This window comes from Clostridium sp. AF35-15 (assembly GCF_003477745.1).
In the GTDB taxonomy this organism is placed as follows: domain Bacteria; phylum Bacillota; class Clostridia; order Lachnospirales; family Lachnospiraceae; genus Otoolea; species Otoolea fessa.
Genome location: NZ_QUDY01000010.1, coordinates 69,670 through 88,090, shown reverse-complemented (window position 1 = coordinate 88,090; position 18,421 = coordinate 69,670). Strand labels below are relative to the sequence as shown.

Genomic DNA, 18,421 nt, shown 5'->3' with positions numbered 1-18,421 from the left:
TTATATAGGAACCACATTAAAAAGAAAAGTAAATTTTTGACACATCCACCCGATTCCGGTATAATAGAATTGATATTTTTATCACTTTACCATTACTCGCCACCTAAAGAGGTGGGCGTCTTCTCGACTGAGAAAAAAATCAAAAAAAGCCATCTATCAGGAGGTATTCATATGTCAAAAAGCGAAAAAGCAAAGGTATATTTTACAGATTTCCACACCATTGCATTTGGCGACGGTCTCCCTGCCAAATTAAAAAAACTGATCCGTAAAGCCGGGATCGGTTCCATCGATATGGACGGTAAATTTGTCGCTATCAAGATGCACTTTGGTGAACTTGGAAATATCAGTTATCTGCGTCCGAATTATGCCAAAGCCGTTGTTGATGTCATCAAAGAGCTGGGCGGCAAACCATTTTTAACAGACTGCAATACGATGTATCCAGGCAGCCGCAAGAATGCGCTCGAGCACCTGGAATGCGCCTGGGAAAACGGATTTACCCCGTTGACTGTTGGATGTCCAATCATCATCGGTGATGGATTAAAAGGCACCGATGACATCGCTGTTCCGGTGGCCGGAGGCGAATACATCAAAGAAGCTAAGATCGGCCGCGCCGTCATGGACGCCGATGTCTTTATCAGCCTGACCCATTTCAAGGGACATGAGATGACCGGCTTCGGCGGTACGATCAAAAATATCGGCATGGGCTGCGGTTCTCGCGCCGGTAAGACCGATCAGCACAGCAGTGGAAAACCACACGTCAAGGAAAAGCTCTGCCGGGGCTGCCGCCGCTGTCAGAGGGAATGTGCCAACGGCGGTCTCGTTTTCGATGAAGCCTCCAGAAAAATGCACGTGGATTCTGAGCACTGCGTCGGCTGCGGACGGTGTCTCGGCGCCTGCAATTTTGACGCAATCGAATTTGACAACAACGCAGCCAACGAGCTGTTAAACTGCCGTATGGCGGAATACACAAAAGCCGTTGTGGATGGACGTCCAAACTTCCATATTTCCCTGGTCGTTGACGTCTCCCCGAACTGCGACTGCCACGGTGAAAATGACGTACCGATCCTTCCAAATCTTGGTATGTTTGCTTCTTTCGATCCGCTGGCACTCGATCAGGCCTGTGTGGACGCCTGTCTGGCCGCTGCTCCGATGCCGGGCAGCCAGCTTGCAAAACATCTTGCCGATCCGGATTTCCACGATCACCATGACCATTTCACAAATTCCACACCAGAATCTGAGTGGAAAAGCTGCCTGGCACACGCGGAGAAGATCGGTCTGGGAAGCCGGGAGTATGAATTGATCACACTATAATAACATCACCCCCATCTGCCAGCTGTGCCGCCGGTCTTTTTGCGACCGCAGAGCTGTGAAAAACGGAGCCGCCCCGGTCTTTTCTGCCGGTCGGCTCCGTTTTATGCTCTTCTTTATTTCTGAATCCAGACACCATTCGCATCGACTCTATATCCGTCCGGTGTCGTTCCATTGACAAACAATGCTCCGTCAGCACTCACATAATACCAGTATCCATTCGTCTGAATCCAGCGGCTCTTCGCCATAGCCCCGCTTTCGGTATAATAATGCCAGGAGCCGTTTACCATCTGCCAGTCACGCGCCATCCACGCATCTGCATGGAAATAGTATGTCTCTCCCTTGATCAGTAGACTCTCATTTGCCGCGTAGGTTCCGTTTGCTTTCAGGTATTTCCATTCATTTCCAAACTGCTGCCACGCACCGTCGCCCTGAGCAGCTGTATTGCCAGCTCCAGAGCTACCCGGTCCACCCTGGCTGCCGGAAGACGAGGTATTTGTACTGGTCGTATTGCCGGACGGCTTGCTGGAATTTGACGTACTGTTGTTCGCCGCATCCGATACCGAGGTGTTCGTGCCAGCCGGTGTGCCGGATGCGCTTCCCGCCACTGCAAAACCATAGTCCAGCAGCTTTTTCGTATCGTCATAATGGGTCTGCGAACTCTTTAAAATAACTGCAATCAGGCGCACGCCATTTCGCTCTGCACACGTTACCAGCGTGTTGCCTGCCAGGGAGGTATAACCGGTCTTTCCGCCTATGATTCCCTCATAGTACTGGGAATTTGCCGGATTGAGCATCTTATGTCCCATCGTAAGCGTCCGCACCGTCGGCACGCTGGCAGTCGCCGGGAAATCGTAATGCAGGGTCGATGCAACCTGACGCACCGTCGCATTATTGAATGCAGCATTTGCAATCAGCGCCATATCATGTGCGGTTGTAAAATGGTTCGCATTGTTCAGACCATTCGGATTTGCAAAATGCGTATGCGTGCATCCTAAGGACGCTGCCTTCTCATTCATCTTATCCGCAAACGCGCTGACACTGCCGGACACATGCTCCGCCAGTCCGTTTGCCACCTCATTTGCCGATTTTAAAAGCAGACCATAGAGACAGTCCTTAACCGTAAAGGTATCACCCGCCTTGACCTGCAGCGTCACCGCGCCCGATTCCAGATTCGAAACTGCCGTCTGGGAAAAGGTTACCGTATCACTCAGATTACAGTTTTCCGCTACCAGAAGCGCCGTCATCAGCTTCGTGATGCTGGCTGGATAATACTGCGTATCCGCATTCTTGGAAAACAGGAACTGGTTGTGCGTCGCATCATAGAGCACTGCGCCCTGCGCTGCCACCGTCGGCTGAGCTGCATTCTGTGAAGTAACCGTTGCTCCCGAAGGAACTGCGCCGGAGACCGTGCCTCCTGCCGCCTGTCCCGGACCGGTCGCCCCGTCTGTCGCAGCAAATGCAGTCCATGACACAGACATCATAAGTGCCATTCCCAGGCAGAGGGAACGCACGGATTTTTTCCATTTATTCATCGTATATTGTCCTTCCTGTATGTATTTTCGCTTTTCTGCTACCCGCCAGCTCCCGCAAACGTAAAGTTACGTTCACTCATTGCGCGGACTTTAACGGATTTTGCCAGTGCTGCGCAGGTACAAATCATGCAAATCTGTCTTACATTTTACTTCATTTTAAGCGACAATACAAGTTGAAAGGAAAATTTGAAATTATTACAGATACTTCTTCCGCAGATCTGCCCCACTCTCTGCCGACAGATACGCCGGTGCCACATCAAAGACGGTCTTGCAGCCCTTCTGGCCTTCCTGGTTCATCTTGTATGCCGCGCGTGCGTATGCCACGATGATGGAGGAAGTAAATTCCGGGTTGGAATCCAGCTTTAAGCTGTACTCGATGATATGGTGGTTCTCTTTGTTCCAGCCGGTCTTACCGCTGCGGAGTACGAAACCACCGTGCGGGAGACGGTTGTGATCGCGTTTCAGTTCTTCTTCGGTGATGAAATGAACCGTTGTGTCATAATCAGAAAAGTAGTTCGGCATGGTCTTGATCTCATTCTCGATCTTTGCCTGATCCGCTCCCTCTTCTGCCACAACAAAGCACTCTCTGGTGTGTTTTTCGAGGGTGGTCAGCTCTGGGCTGCTGCCGCTTCTGACTGCCTCCAGTGCACTTTCAACTGGGATTGTGTACTGTCTGGCATCCTTGACGCCCTCGATCCGGCGGATCGCATCGGAATGTCCCTGGCTGACGCCCTTGCCCCAGAATGTATAATTTTCGCCCTCCGGCAGGCATGCAGCTGCATAGAGACGGTTCAGGGAGAACATACCCGGATCCCAGCCAACGGAGATGATGCCAACCTTTCCGGATTTCTGTGCGGACTCATCGACTGCTGCGAAATGCTCTGGAATCTTTGCATGGGTATCGAAGCTGTCCACTACGTTAAACCACTGTGCATATTTCGGGGTCTGAACCGGCAGATCCGTAGCCGAACCGCCGCAGAGAATCAAAACGTCGATCTCGTCTTTCTTCGCCTCTGCCTCATTTACATGATAAACCGGTACGCCCTCGGTCAGGATCTTGACCGTTTCCGGCGCACGCCGTGTAAATACTGCTTTCAGTTCCATATCCGGATTCTGGCGGATCGCACACTCCACGCCGCGTCCCAGATTTCCATATCCTAAAATTCCAACTCGGATACTCATAGATATTCCTCCTAACGGTACAAAATTTGCCACGGATCCGGCTCTATTTTCCAGCTTACGCGATCCGATTTTACTTAAAAATTTCAAGTGTTCCCATTATACACTAGATCCATCCGTTTTTCAATATAGGTGAGTTCACGCGTACAGGAAACAAATTCTCATTTAATTCTCAACGAAAGCCTTATTCCAGCTCCTTCATTCCGGTATACAGCTCAAAATACCGCCCTTTCTGCGCCAGCAGATCTTCATGGTCGCCGCGCTCAATGATCTGCCCGTGCTCCAGCACCATGATCGCATTGGCGTTGCGGACTGTCGAAAGCCGGTGGGCGATGACAAAGGTCGTCCGGTCCGCCATCAGCCGGTCCATGCCGTGCTCGATGTGCTTCTCCGTCCGCGTATCGACCGAACTCGTCGCCTCATCCAGAATCAGGATCGGTGCTTTAGAAACTGCTGCCCGCGCAATGTTTAATAGCTGGCGCTGTCCCTGGCTTAAGTTTGCACCGTCGCCCTCCAGCATCGTGTCATACCCATCCGGCAGACGCATGATAAAGGAATGCGCCGATGCCGTTTTTGCCGCCTCAACAACTTCTTCATCCGTGGCATCCAGCCGCCCGTATCGAATATTTTCCCGTACCGTGCCGGTAAAAAGATGCGTATCCTGCAGAACCATCGCGATATTTTCCCGCAGCTCCTTCCGGTGCATCCGGCGGACATCGACGCCGTCCACCGTGATCGAGCCGCCCTGTATATCATAAAAACGGTTGATCAGATTCGTGATCGTCGTTTTTCCGGCTCCCGTCGAACCGACAAAGGCGATCTTCTGTCCCGGCTTCGCATAGAGCGAAATATCCTTCAAAATCACCTGCCCCGGCTCATAGCCGAACGTCACATGGTCAAGCACCACCTCACCGCGGATCGGCGCGATCGAAACCGCATCCGGCGCATCTGCCGCCTCCGGTTCCGCATCCAGCACAGCAAACACGCGCTCCGCGCCTGCCAGCGCCGAAAATACGTTTCCAACCTGCATGGAAAGCTCGTTGATCGGTCTGGAAAATTGCCGCGAAAAACCTAAAAATACGGTCAGTCCACCAACATCAAAATTCCGGAACACACAGAGCAGACCGCCAATGCAGGCTGTCAGTCCATAATTTAACTGGCTTAAATTGTTCATGACCGGTCCCATCACACCGCCGAAAAACTGTGCCCGGATCTGTTTTTCTTTCAGATCCGCATTGAGCCATCCAAATTCTTCCTCTGCGATCTCCTCATGGCAGAATACCTTGACGACCTTCTGCCCCTGCACGGTCTCCTCAATATAGCCGTTCATCGCGCCAAGCGCCGCCTGCTGGGCAGAGAAATATTTCTGGCTCCGTCCGGCAACAAATTTACCGGCACTCAGCATCACCGGCATCATGGCAAGCGTAATCACCGTCAGCCACACGTTCGTGTAAATCATCAGCACCAGCGTTCCCACAATACTGAGTGCGCCGGATAAAAGCTGCACCAGCGTACTGCTGAGCATCATGCCGATCGTATCCACATCGTTTGTAAAACGGCTCATCAGATCGCCGTTGCTGCCGGTATCATAAAACCGGAGCGGAAGCGTCTGCATATGGTTAAACAGCTCTTCCCGCAGCCGCTGCAGCGCGTTCTGCGCCACCTGCAGCATGATGCGCGACTGCATATAGGAAGCGGCAACGCTGGCTAAATAAACCGCTCCCATCACGCACAGGGAACGGAACAGCCCCGCCACATCGCCCCGGCTGCCATCTAAAGGCACAATATACCGGTTGATGATCGGGCGCAGCATATAGGCGCCCGCCAGATTCGTCACCGTCCCCAGGATCACACAGAAAAAGGCGACTGTCATCGCCATCCGGTCGCGTTTTAAGTATGAAAGCAGGCGCAGCATCGTCTGACCGCCCGCCTTGGGCTTTCCGCCCTTCATGACCGCCATCCGTTCCGGTCCCCGGCGGCGTTTCGGCGCGTCGGCTATGCGGCTGCCATATCGGCGTTTCAGGCTTTCAATCTGTTTTTCATCCATCATGCCATCCCCTCCCCGGCTGCCCGTTTTCCATATTGCGTCTCATAGATCTCCCGGTACGCCTCACAGGATGCCAGCAGCTTCTCCTGCGTTCCCTCTCCGATAATCCTGCCATCCTCAAGGACGAGAATCCGATCCGCGTATTCCAGCGAACTCAGCCGCTGTGCGATAATAAATTTCGTCGTATCTTTCAAATCTTCCCGGAATGCCGTCCGGATCGCCGCCTCCGTTGCCGTATCGACCGCACTGGTGCTGTCGTCGAGAATCAGGATCTTCGGCTTCTTTAAGAGTGCCCTTGCGATGCACAGCCGTTGTTTCTGACCGCCGGATACATTGACGCCGCCCTGTCCCATCTCCGTTTTGTAGCCTTCGGCAAACGAATTCACAAAGGAATCTGCCTGCGCATACACTGCTGCCCGCCGCACTTCTTCCTCCGTCGCCGTCTCATCACCCCAGCGCAGGTTTTCCTCGATCGTGCCGGAAAACAGGACGTTTTTCTGTAAAACCATGCCAACGCCGTCCCGGAGATTTTTCAGGGAATACTCCCGCACATCGATACCATCCACCCGCACACTCCCCTCTGTCACATCATAGAGGCGGGGAATCAGCTGTACCAGCGACGTTTTTCCGCTTCCGGTCGCACCGAGGATGCCGATCGTCTCTCCCGGCTCTGCCGTCAGGCTGATGTGGGATAGAACCGGCTCACCGCCTTCGCGGTAGGAAAAGGAAACATCCTTAAATTCCACGCGTCCTTTCTCAACCTTCCGGTCCTTCTGTGATGCATTTTCATCGCTCAGATCAATCGGCTCATCCAGCACCTCATCGATTCGCCGGATGGACGCCATCGCGCGGGAACTCTGCAAAAATACCATTGAGAGCATCATAAGTGACATCAGAATCTGTACAATGTAGGTCGTAAATGCCGTCAGATCCCCGACCGCCATCCGTCCGCCGATAATCAGGTTTCCGCCGAACCAGACAACTGCCAGTGTCGTCACATTCATCGCGAACATCATGACCGGCATCGTCGCAATTACGATCTTCAGCGCCCGCAGCCCTGCCTCCTTGAGCTCCCGGTTCGTGTCGGCAAACCGCTTTTCCTCGTAGTCTTCCCGCACAAAGGATTTCACCACCCGCACGTTCGTCAGCACCTCCTGGATGCCGCTATTGAGCGTATCCAGCGCTTTCTGCATGGCTGTAAACCGCGGGTAGGCAGTCCGTAGGATCCAGACGATCGCCGCCGTCAGAAGCGGAATCACCACCAGGATGACAGCTGCCAGTTCCGCATTCATCCAGAATGCCATCACAAGCGCCCCCAGGAACATGCCCGGCGCGCGCAGCATCATCCGAAGTCCCATCATAATCAGGTTCTGTACCTGCTGGATATCGTTCGTCAGACGGGTTACCAGCGATCCCGTGCTGAACGTATCGATATTTTTAAATGAAAACTGCTGCACTCTGGCAAATAAGTCGCGGCGCAGATCACTGGTAAAGGAAATCGACGCCTTCGCTGCAAAATATGCCCCCAGAATGCCGCCTGCCGCCATCAAAAAGGAGGTAATCGCCATCACAAGTCCCATTTTGAGAATGTATCCGCCGTCTTTCTGCGCCACGCCATGGTTAATAATCATCGACATAAATTTGGGCAGCAAAATCTCACCCAGCACCTCCGTTACCATCATGAGCGGTCCCAGAATAAAGGCGCTCTTATATGGCAGTATATATGATTTGTATCGTTTCCATTGCTTCACGCTTTTTCCTCCTGCCCGTTATTTCTGCAAATTTTTTTATGGATTCTGTTCAAACAGCTCCATCAGTTCATTCTGGCTCAAATCGCCCAGTGAAACCATTCCCTCTGAAACCACCTGCGCCGCCAGCGCAAGTTTCGCATTCTGCAGCTTCAAAAGATTTTCTTCTATCGTATCCTTTAAGATCAGTTTGTATACCGTGACCGGCTTTTCCTGCCCGATCCGGTACGCGCGGTCGGTCGCCTGGTTCTGCGCTGCCACATTCCACCACGGATCGTAATGAATCACGATATCCGCCGCCGTCAGGTTGAGTCCCGTTCCCCCGGCTTTCAGGGAAATAAGGAACACCGGGACCTCATCCGAGGCAAACGCCTGCACCATCCGGCTGCGTTCTTCCTTCGGGGTCGCGCCGACCAGAAGATGGGACGAAATACCCTCCTGTAAAAGGCGTTCCTGAATCCGCTCCAGCATCGAGGCAAACTGGGAAAAGAGCAGGATCTTATGTCCCGCCGCAGACGCCGATGCGATCAGCGAAACACAGGTCTCCAGCTTCGCCGATTCCCCCGTATAATCTTCAAAACAGAGTGCCGGATCGCAGCAGATCTGGCGCAGCCGCATGAGCTGGGAAAGCACTTCCAATTTTCCATTACCCGACCACGCGCCACCAGCCAGCGCCTCTTTTAGTTTCAACGCCGACGCCGTATAAAGCTTCTGCTGCCGCCCCGACGCCGCCGAATAAACGATCCTCTCTTCCTTGCCCGGAAGCTCCCGCAGCACATCCTTTTTCAAGCGGCGCAGGACAAACGGTCCCGTCATCCGCCGCAATGCCGTCAATGCTTCCGGATCCTGATTTTTCACGATTGGCAGCTCATACCGCTCACGGAACTTCCGGTAACCGTATAAAAATCCCGGCATCAGGAAATCAAAAATGCTCCAAAGCTCGCTGAGCCGGTTTTCCACCGGCGTTCCCGTCAGGGCGAAACGGACATTCGCCGAAATCTCCTTTACCGCCTTCGCTCCCTGTGTCTTTGCATTTTTAATGACCTGCGCCTCGTCAATAATCTCATATTCAAACGTGCGTCCCAGATACGCTGCCCGATCCCGTTTCAACAGATCATAGGACGTGATGATCACCTGCGCCCCCTCAGACGCCTCCATCCGCATCTGCTCCTCCAGCTGTTCCTGCCGTTCTTTCGCCGTCCCGGCAATCAAAAGCACGCGGATCTCCGGCGAAAACCGGGCAAATTCCTGTCCCCAGTTGTAGACGAGCGACGCCGGGCAGACGATCAAAGACGGAAGAGGTAATTCTGACCCACTGCCTTCATTTCCAGCCGCTTTCTGCTCGGTTTTTTCCTGATAAAATGCCGTCAGAAGCGCAATCACCTGCAGCGTTTTTCCCAGTCCCATATCATCTGCCAGGATCCCGCCGAAATGATACCGCGCCAGCGTCCGCATCCACGTATATCCGATCTTCTGGTATTCCCGCAACGTCTTTTCCAGAACCGCCGGAACCGCATAGCTGACACTCTGCGCCGTTTTTAGATCGCGCACCATCATCCCGTAGGCTTCATCCCGCTGAAACAGTTTCATCCTGCCGTCGCCCGAGAGACTGTCCAGATAAAAAGCACGGTAGGCAGGTATCTTCGCCTCCCCCGCCTGAAATTCACTCTTTGTCAGTCCCAGATCCGCAGTCAGACTGTCAAGCGCCTGCAGGCCGCCGCCCGAAAGCTGCAAAAATTCGCCATTTTTCATGCGGTAATATTTCTTTTTTTGGCGGTATTCACTGAGTACCTGCAAAAGCTCCGCCGGGTCGATTCCCGCCGTCTCAATCTTCAGATCCAGCCAGCCGCCTCCAAGAGAAACCCCCATCGACACTTCCGGCGGGGGCAGGACGCGCAGATGGCGAACAGACTCTGACAGCCATACCTCGCCCACCTCCTGAAACTGCGGCATTCCCTCGCTCAGAACCTGGTACAGCGCTTCTTCATCCCCGCGGATCACCAGCTCGCCGCTCTCATCCTCCCAGTAAGAGAAGTACCGCGTGATCAGGCGGCTGATATAAAATTCCGCCGGTACATCCCGGCAGATCTCCCGCGGAACATGCTCGTCCGCCAGCGGCGAAAACGTAAAATCTCCGTAGGAAAGCGTCGGACGCAGACGCAGCTCGTCCGGCGAATCACTGTCAAACTCAAACCGGGCTTTCAACGCCTCTGGGCGGTATTTCTCCCAATCGATCTCCGGGCTCTGCAAGATCCCAAGTGCCTCCATGCCTTCCAGCACCCGCGCATAAAAGAGCGGAATATCCCGGCTTCCAACCAGCAGCTCCCGCTTCTCTTTCCGGCTTCCGCACTCTCTTCCGCCCTGTTCCATCTGCTCCAGAAAAACGCCCATCGTTTCTGTATACAGTTCACTGCATCCAAACAGATGCAATCCATCTGCCACATACAGACGCTGTTCTCCCCGGAACGAAGTTAGAGCCGATGGAACCGTAACCGCAATTCCATCGCCCCTTGCTTCCACCTCCACCGGGAAACGCGGATCCTTACGCTCAACCCGGCACACACGTTCAGCACCTTTCTCGTCCTCCGTTTGGACTTCTTTTCCCTCTAAAAGATCAAACAGCCGATCCCTCGCTGCAGATCCCAGCGTTAACGCCCGCATCACCGGAAGCGGCAGCCCCGCATGACCGCGCATCTCCTCATAATGGCGTATGTAGGCGTCCGCCTCCTCCAGCAGAAGATCTAAAAATGGGCGGCTTTCCGGCGCAAAGGCAGACGGGACGTGTTCAAACGCCATGCCTTTTCCGTATTCCACCCGTTTTCCGCTGTGAACCGCCTGTGCAAATTCCAGCAGGTTTTTCACAATATACCGTTTTTCCCGTCCGATCCGTGCCTCCAAAAGCACTTCGCCGCGCCGGATCTGTAAATAGGGATGCAGATAGACCGGTTCCCGCTCTTCCTCGCCCAGAATCCGCGCTACTTCCCGGTTCGTGTACTCCCGGATCATCATCCGGATCTCCGGCGAAGTCGAAACCGGCGGTGTATGCTCGGCTTTCTGCTGGCGGGCAAACGCCTCCTGAAGCGCTTTTGCATGCACGCAGGGACCCCGGAATGAATTTCCCTCCGCACAAGAACAAGAGTAGTCATAGATCTGACTACCCTTGATAAAAATTCTTGTCTGATATACCTTTGTCTCATCCTCAATCTGTCCCTGTACCCGTACTTCGCCCTTCCAGAAGGTATCTACGGACATTTTTATTATTTTCATGAGGATTCCTCCATATTACAGATTACATGTGTTCCGGCGATTCCATTCCGAGCAGATCCATACAGGTATCCAGCACCCGCTTGGTCAGCGTGATCAGACTGATAAAGGCTGCCTGCTTCGCTGCGTCCTCCTCGGAGAGGATCTTATTTTCCAGATAAAATGCATTAAACGCATCCGCCACTGCCGCCATGTATTGGCAGAGCTTATGCGGCGCCGTCTCGTAGAATGCAGATTCTGTCACCTCACCGAAACGGCAGAGCGCCATCTGAAGTGCTTTCTCTGTCTCGCTCTCAGCCGGACGGATCGGAACCACTTTAGCATCCGCACCGCGCAGTTCCTTGTATTTCTCCAGAATGGACTTGATGCGGACGATCATATACTGGATATGTGGACCTGTATTTCCCTCGAAGGAAATAAAGCGGTCTACATCGAAAATGTAATCTTTGGTCGCCTGATTCGAAAGATCGGCATATTTAAGTGCCGCCAGACCGACAATCTCCGCCGTGCGTGTCATCTCGTCCGCCGGAACTTTCTGCTTCTCCTGAATCTTCTCATATACCTTCTCATCGATATTCTTGATCAGGTGCTCCAGACGCATAACACCGCCCTCACGTGTCTTGAACGGACCACCGTCCTTGCCGTTCATCGTACCGAAGCCCAAGAAGATCATCGGCGTATCTTCTTTGACGATGCCCGCCTTCTTCGCCACACGGAATACCTGGATAAAATGAAGCTCCTGGCGCTTGTCTACGACGTAAATATAGCGGTCCGGATGGAAATCCTGCTCACGTTCGATGATCGTCGCCAGATCGGAAGTCGCATACAGCGCCGCACCATCGGATTTGCGGACGATACAAGGCGGATATTCCTTCGCATCCCCTTCCTGTGCGATATCGACAACCAGCGCGCCATCGCTCTCATAGGCGAGACCTTTTTTCTGTAAATCCTCGATCAGTCCCGGAATATATGGCTGCGCATCGCTCTCGCCCTTCCAGAGGTCGAACGATACATTTAAATTGCCATAGTTTTTTTTCAGATCCTTCAAGGACACGTTCATGATGTGCTTCCAGATCGCATGGAACGGTGCATAGCCACTCTGCAGTTTGAAGGTTGCTTGCTGTGCCCGCTCACGGAATGCCGCATCTACCTTGGATTTCGCGCTCGCTGCCGGATAAATATCCTCCAGCTCGGAAATCGTAAACGGCGGCTCCGACGGATACTCGCCGGTATAATCCGGGTCAAAATATACCAGATCCGGCTGACGGTCATGCAGCTCCTCGATGATCAGTCCCATCTGCAATCCCCAGTCACCCAGATGCACATCGCTGATGACATGGTGTCCCATATAGCGGCTGATGCGCTTGATGCTCTCTCCGATGACCGCGGAACGTAAGTGTCCAACATGCAGTGGTTTTGCTACATTGGCTCCGCCGTAATCGATGATGATCGTCTCCGGCTTCTTAGCTGCGTTGAGTCCCAGCTTTTCATCCTCTGCCACCTGCTGTACATAGGATGCCAGGTAGCACGGATTCAGGCGGATATTGATAAATCCAGGCATCACGGCGTTGATCTCAGAAAACATCTTGCTTCCGGCTGTCTTTTCCACCACCTCATTGGCAATATCGATCGGTTTCTTTTTATACGCTTTGGCAGCTGCCATCGCGCCGTTACACTGATACTCGCAGAGATCCGGGCGGTTTGATACCGTCACGCGGATATACTTCTCATCGTACCCGCAGCCGGTAAACGCCGGTTTCAGTTCTTCCACGATCAAATCTAAAATCGTTTTCATACTAGATTCCCTTTCATAATTTATATCGTATATTATATATCCTTCCGCATTGCCTTTTTCACATCCTTGCGGAACTGCTTCCAGGCATCCTCATGATCCACGAAATACTTCGGGCACGCCTTTCCAGTCACATCATAATGACGGATCACGTCTTTCGTACTTAAATCGAGCTGCTTGCACAGCCATGCAGTCAGTTTTACCAGCGAGTCATACGTCTCGTCTGTGAACTTTCCGTCTGCCGCCGGATGGCAGCACTCAATCGAAACGGTGTCCGCATTCCTCTCATTGGAGGCATATGCCTTCTCCCCGACCGGAACGCACTCAATGATCTCGCCGTCCAGACCGATCACGAAATTGCTGCTGACGGAAACAGTGTTACTGCCGCTCTGATCTTTCAACCCCTCAAAATAATCATGGTTCTGCTGTGCCGTCGTCCCAGGATTTGCCACATAGTGAATCACGATCCCGTTGATGACCGGGATATTCGTCCCCGGTCTGGAATATCGGTTGACCGTGAGAAGCTGCTCATCAACCCAGTTTGGCATCTCGATCGTGGACGGATCGATCAGCTTGCGGATCATTTTCCCGCGCAGCGTCCAGCCTGTTCCCGCACCCAGGAGGAAAATAAGCAGACACAAAAACAGCCGCATCATCACACGGCGCTTCTTCTGCTGCCTCGTCCGCTCCCGGCGGATTGCCGTCTGCCTGCCGGATGTACGCCTCTTCCTGCCACCAGATCTGCGCCCCGGCTCATCCTCTTCCCCCAGACGCAGACGGTCTTCTCTTCCGTTCTCCATATTTATCACTCCCCATGAGCACCGCTCACTCCGAACCTGCTCTCTGAGATGAACCAACGGACGCGTCATAGACGCCTCCCCGATATGTTAAGCAAAAAAACTGTTGTAAAATCTCGACGTTTCCTCCGGATCTTACAACAGTTTCTCTGCTTGCTACTGTTCATGCGCTGCATAACCAGCAAAGGAAAATGCCTGCCACAAACAGTAATCTCTGTTTCCAGTCAGAAACCTGTCAGTGACACGACTGCCTCCCCACAAGGGTACAAACGGTATCGTGAAGACCTTTCTGACGTATATGTTATAACTTAGACTCTGGACAGATATTCACCAGTACGTGTATCGATCTTGATCTTATCGCCCTGGTTTACGAATAACGGTACATATACAGTAGCGCCAGTCTCTACAACTGCCGGTTTGGTAGCGCCTGTAGCAGTATCGCCCTTGAAGCCCGGCTCTGTATCTGTGATCTCAAGCTCTACGAACAGCGGCGGTTCTACGGAGAATACCTTGCCGTTGTAAGAACAGATCTTGCACATCTCGTTCTCTTTTACGAACTTGAGTGCGTCGCCGATTGTCTCCTGGTTTAAAGCTACCTGCTCATATGTGTTTACATCCATGAAGTTGTATAAGTCGCCATCGGAATACAGATACTGCATATCAACTCTGTCGATTCTGGCAGACGGGAACTTCTCGGTCGGACGGAAGGTTTTCTCTACAACGCCGCCATTCATTACGTTCTTAATTTTAGTACGAACGAACGCAGCTCCCTTTCCCGGTTTTACGTGCTGAAATTCCATGATCTGGTATACGTTGCCATCAATCTCCAGTGTGATGCCGTTTCTAAAATCGCCCGCTGATATCATAAATGATGCTCCTCCTTGAAAATACTCGCTTTATCTTTTTTATTTTATACTATAAAATCTTCTTTTTCAACTACTTTTTTGAAAACGCAGGGCACATCATGTCAATTCCGCCCCTTATTTTTCTAAAATTGCCGATATTTTTTCTGAAAACAACTGATTTTCCACCGTTTCCGGCACTCCTGTCAGCATCCGGTTCTGCCGCCTGGCAAGCTCTTTCAAACCGTTCAAAAACACCCGGCTACAACCTTCCGCTATTTTTTTCCTGTCTTCTCACATAGAACCACAGGACAATTTTCTCCAGATACCGCTTTAACACAATCTGGATCTCTTCCTTCGGATTGATCGGCTTTACAAGAATCGAATAGATGCCTGTCCGCCTCGCCCCGTACACATCCGTAAAGAGCTGATCCCCGACAAACATCGTCGAGCGCTCGCCCGTTCCCATCCGGCGCATCGCCTGTCTGTATCCGCTGCGCTTCGGTTTTCTGCCCTTGTAAATATAATCCGAACCTACCTGTCCGGCAAACGGGGCGACCCGCGCCTCCTTATTATTCGAGAGCAGACAGGTGTGGAACCCTATCGCCCGCAAACGTTCAAACAGCTGTACTGCCCGCTCGTCCGCCGGGGCACCGTGCGGCACCAGCGTATTGTCAATATCAAATATGATACCCCGCATTCCCTTCTGGTAAAACTGCTCATACGGGATATCATACGCAGAATCCAGCCATTCATCCGGATAAAACGCATTTCCCATCATCTGGTCTCTTCCCCGTTCTTTCCAGACTCATACGACGGCACATTCCGCTGCTGTATCTTCTGCAGTTCCTCCATAAATGTATCGACGTCTTTAAACTCCCGGTATACCGATGCAAACCGCACATAGGTAACCACATCCAGATCCTTTAACCGCTCCATCACAAGTTCCCCGATCACCGCGGTCGAGATCTCCCGTTCTTCCCGGTTAAATAAATTGTTTTCCACATCGTCGATCAACGCCGAAATCTGTCCCTGAGAGACTGGGCGCTTGTGGCAGGAATGCAGGATTCCCGCCTCTATCTTCGCCCGGTCGTACATCTCCCGGGTATTATCCTTTTTGACAACCATCAGAGGGATCGTCTCAAGTTTTTCATATGTGGTAAAACGCTTTCCACAAGTCTCGCACTGTCTCCGGCGTCTGATAGAACTGTTGTCATCCGCAGGCCGTGAATCGATTACTTTCGTGTCAGCCGCGTTGCAAAATGGACACTTCAATCGCTCTTCCCCTTTTCTGGTTTTATTGATATGCCCCCGCCAGGTTTTCATAACATATCATACTTATTATAATATCGCAGGAAGTGCGCTTCTGCAAGCAGAAGTTTTCCGCTATTCCTTCTTTATTCCTTCTTTTCTCTCTCTTCTTTCAGCCTCACCAGAATAATGTCATCCCCTATCTGGCAGATGTCGCAGAATGGAATTATGTACTCTTTTTCCCGCCCCAGAAAGCCCCAGACACAGCCCGGTCCCGGCACGATGATCGCAAGCATTTTTCCCGTGCTGATGTCAAAATCGACGTCGCCCACAAAACCAAGGCGCTTGCAATCTTTTACATTTATAACTTCCCGCTGTTTGAGTTCACAGATACGCATAGACATAAACCTCCCGGATCCTTCTGTAATCAAAATATGTACAAAAGGACCGGGAGGTTCTTCCTGGACAGGTATTTCTATCTACTTTTATTTCGTAACTTCTGATAACGTCACGCTGTCAAAATGCAGCGTATAATCTATCAGATGCGGCTGGCTCATCGCCACCGTCAAGGCACTGACCGCCACATCCTCATCCAGCGTTACCGGAATCTGGAACTCGGAATTGCCCTCGGTCTGGATCGGATCATACTGCGCGTCATCCACCAGCATATACTCATAGTTCGGGCTGCTCCAGACAATATCGGCAGTCACCTTTCCATCCTTGACGATAATGATCGCCGGGCTGTCCACCGATGCTCTGCCGGAACCTCCCTGCAGGGTTACCTCACAGGTATAAGTGCCGTCTGCCACATCTGCAGTCTGCCCTGCCGGTTTCTGGGCATCTGCCGCATCATCGCTATTCTCCGTCTCGGATGATGCCGCTTCCGCGTCCTCTGCCTCTCCGGAAACCGGATTTTCTACCCTTACTTTGTGGTCGTACCAGGTGCCCTTCTTACCAATCAGAGCCAGGTCAAATTCTTCTCCGAGCGCCGGAACCGGCACATCGAAGCCGTTGACCTCCTCGCTCAGACCGTCGCTGTAAGTAACCGTGTCTACGGTTGGCTGCAACCAACCGGCTTCATCTTCCTTTGCCTCGTCCGCAGTACCCAGATACAGATTCACGATGTTTTTCGAGGTCAGGCTGATATGAAGTGTCGCCTCGCCATCCTTGACCGTCAGGACACCTTTTCCATTTTTCGATTCATTGACCTTGAACATACTGCTGTCCGTCTTAAAATCGACGGTGTAGACGCCGTCTGCAAGGTCAATGCTGCTTTTCTGTTCGGCATTCTCGGTTTCTGCGCTCTCTGTCTGCGCCACGGTGTCGGCTGCGTCCTGTTTCTGTCCTCCGCACGCTCCGAGAAGAGCGGCAGCAAGCAGAAGCGCCGCTAAATTTAATTTCTTTTTCATATACATTATTCCGAAATAGACTCAATGGCTGTCCGTGTATGAGCAACATAGAATGATTCTACCGCTTTAATTCTGCCCAGACCGGAAATCTGAGTATCTACCTTGTCAAACGCACCTGATGCCTCAAACTGGCTCTTCCAGGAATCATCATCATCGCCTGCCATATCGTTGTTTGCGTGATCACCTGCAACTACCATCAGCGGACGAAGAACGACGTTCTTATAACCAGCTGCCTTCACCGCCTCGATAACAGACTCACAGGAAGTCTCTTCCGGCTCGCCCTCTACGGTACCGATAAATACGTTGCTATATCCAAGATTCTGCATCTGGGTCTGCATCTGGCTGTAGGTTACCTTTGCAACGTGTGCGGTACCATGACCCATCAGAACGAATGCGGTTCCCTGATCGGCTGCGTCAGCTGCATCTTTAAAACCAGCTTCCGAAGCTTCTTCTGCTACAACTGCTTTTGCAACTGCCTCTTTATCTGCATTGATAACGGCTGCATCGTCGCCAACCTCACCTAACAGCGGCTCTGCGACAGCTACCTGCTCGAATTTATCCTGATACTTCTCGATCGCCTCAACCATCTCGTCGTACTCAGCACCGTGCATGAGGTGGGTCGGCTGGACAACCAGCTCTTTAACTCCGTTCTCCACGGCTCGCTCCAGTGCCTGATCCATATTGTCGATGCACTCGCCGTCACGAGCCTCAACGTGGTTTATAATGATCTGTGCGGTAAATGCACGGCGGACTGCCCAATCCGGGAATGCATCCTGGATGGAATCCTCGATACTCTTGATATCTTTCACACGGCTGTCGTTGAAGGAAGTACCAAAGCTGACTACCAGGATCTCCTTGTCGCCAATCTCATCCTGATTGCGCGGATCGTCCAGGCTCGCGTCGCCGGTATCACGACCAAAATAATCTGGATCTGCGTTCTCGCCTTCTACCAGCTCCTTCTGCTCGTCAGTCAGGGCATCCCATGCCTCTTTGGCTGCCTTGCATTGCTCATCCGTGTCATCGGTGCGCTCCTGTACATAGATGTCATCGATCAGCTTTGCCACCTTATCTGCCGCTTCCTGATCGGAATCGGCGCTCTCAGCTGCCTCGGTCTCTGCCTCAGAAGCCGCCTCCGTCGAGGTTGCCTGGCTGGATGTACTGCCGCCGCAGGCTCCAAGCAATACGGACATCGTAACTGCCGCTGCACTTACAACTACTTTTTTGTTTTTTCTCATGTTTTCCTCCTTGT

Annotated in this window: 14 protein-coding genes; 1 reads left to right on the top strand and 13 read right to left on the bottom strand. The window is 52.3% G+C overall.

Annotated elements, in window-relative coordinates; genetic code table 11:
• Positions 1–171 precede the first annotated feature (171 nt).
• Entirely contained in the window at positions 172–1,311 is a 1,140-nt protein-coding gene (locus DWZ76_RS11730) for a DUF362 domain-containing protein (protein WP_118472770.1), read from the top strand.
• 113 nt (positions 1,312–1,424) lie between these two features.
• Here DWZ76_RS11730 and DWZ76_RS11725 read toward each other — a convergent pair whose 3' ends face one another.
• The 13 genes from DWZ76_RS11725 to DWZ76_RS11665 all read right to left on the bottom strand — a co-directional run bounded on the left by DWZ76_RS11725 (position 1,425) and on the right by DWZ76_RS11665 (position 18,407).
• Positions 1,425–2,843: a D-alanyl-D-alanine carboxypeptidase family protein gene (locus DWZ76_RS11725; protein ID WP_118472769.1), complete on the bottom strand. Its 1,419-nt coding sequence runs from the start codon at positions 2,841–2,843 to the stop codon at positions 1,425–1,427.
• Positions 2,844–3,038: 195 nt separating this feature from the next.
• Positions 3,039–4,025 (bottom strand): diaminopimelate dehydrogenase, encoded by a 987-nt coding sequence (locus DWZ76_RS11720; RefSeq protein ID WP_118472768.1) that lies wholly within the window; start codon positions 4,023–4,025, stop codon positions 3,039–3,041.
• A gap of 181 nt (positions 4,026–4,206) precedes the next feature.
• Complete coding sequence (locus DWZ76_RS11715; RefSeq protein ID WP_118472767.1) at positions 4,207–6,072, bottom strand: ABC transporter ATP-binding protein; 1,866 nt, start codon at positions 6,070–6,072, stop codon at positions 4,207–4,209.
• Positions 6,069–7,751: an ABC transporter ATP-binding protein gene (locus DWZ76_RS11710; protein WP_118472802.1), complete on the bottom strand. Its 1,683-nt coding sequence runs from the start codon at positions 7,749–7,751 to the stop codon at positions 6,069–6,071. Before DWZ76_RS11710 ends, DWZ76_RS11715 begins: the two co-directional genes overlap by 4 nt.
• 105 nt (positions 7,752–7,856) lie before the next feature.
• Positions 7,857–11,084: an SNF2 helicase associated domain-containing protein gene (locus tag DWZ76_RS11705; protein ID WP_118472766.1), complete on the bottom strand. Its 3,228-nt coding sequence runs from the start codon at positions 11,082–11,084 to the stop codon at positions 7,857–7,859.
• Positions 11,085–11,106: 22 nt separating this feature from the next.
• Positions 11,107–12,876 (bottom strand): arginine--tRNA ligase, encoded by a 1,770-nt coding sequence (gene argS / locus DWZ76_RS11700; RefSeq protein WP_022358738.1) that lies wholly within the window; start codon positions 12,874–12,876, stop codon positions 11,107–11,109.
• A gap of 32 nt (positions 12,877–12,908) precedes the next feature.
• Entirely contained in the window at positions 12,909–13,673 is a 765-nt protein-coding gene (locus DWZ76_RS11695; protein ID WP_118472765.1) for a peptidoglycan recognition family protein, read from the bottom strand.
• 305 nt (positions 13,674–13,978) lie between these two features.
• A complete protein-coding gene (gene efp, locus DWZ76_RS11690) occupies positions 13,979–14,536 on the bottom strand; it encodes an elongation factor P (RefSeq protein ID WP_022358740.1) in 558 nt (185 codons plus the stop codon).
• Positions 14,537–14,774: 238 nt separating this feature from the next.
• Entirely contained in the window at positions 14,775–15,290 is a 516-nt protein-coding gene (locus tag DWZ76_RS11685) for a YqeG family HAD IIIA-type phosphatase (RefSeq protein ID WP_118472764.1), read from the bottom strand.
• Complete coding sequence (nrdR, locus tag DWZ76_RS11680; RefSeq protein WP_118472763.1) at positions 15,290–15,787, bottom strand: transcriptional regulator NrdR; 498 nt, start codon at positions 15,785–15,787, stop codon at positions 15,290–15,292. Before nrdR ends, DWZ76_RS11685 begins: the two co-directional genes overlap by 1 nt.
• Positions 15,788–15,909: 122 nt before the next feature.
• Positions 15,910–16,161 carry a YlmC/YmxH family sporulation protein gene (locus DWZ76_RS11675; protein WP_106999996.1) on the bottom strand — a complete coding sequence of 84 codons (252 nt, stop codon included), beginning with the start codon at positions 16,159–16,161 and terminating at the stop codon, positions 15,910–15,912.
• A gap of 87 nt (positions 16,162–16,248) precedes the next feature.
• On the bottom strand, positions 16,249–17,172 hold the full coding sequence (locus tag DWZ76_RS11670; RefSeq protein WP_118472762.1) for a hypothetical protein: 924 nt from the start codon (positions 17,170–17,172) through the stop codon (positions 16,249–16,251).
• Between the two features lie 5 nt (positions 17,173–17,177).
• On the bottom strand, positions 17,178–18,407 hold the full coding sequence (locus DWZ76_RS11665) for a sirohydrochlorin cobaltochelatase (protein ID WP_118472761.1): 1,230 nt from the start codon (positions 18,405–18,407) through the stop codon (positions 17,178–17,180).
• Positions 18,408–18,421: the final 14 nt, after the last annotated feature.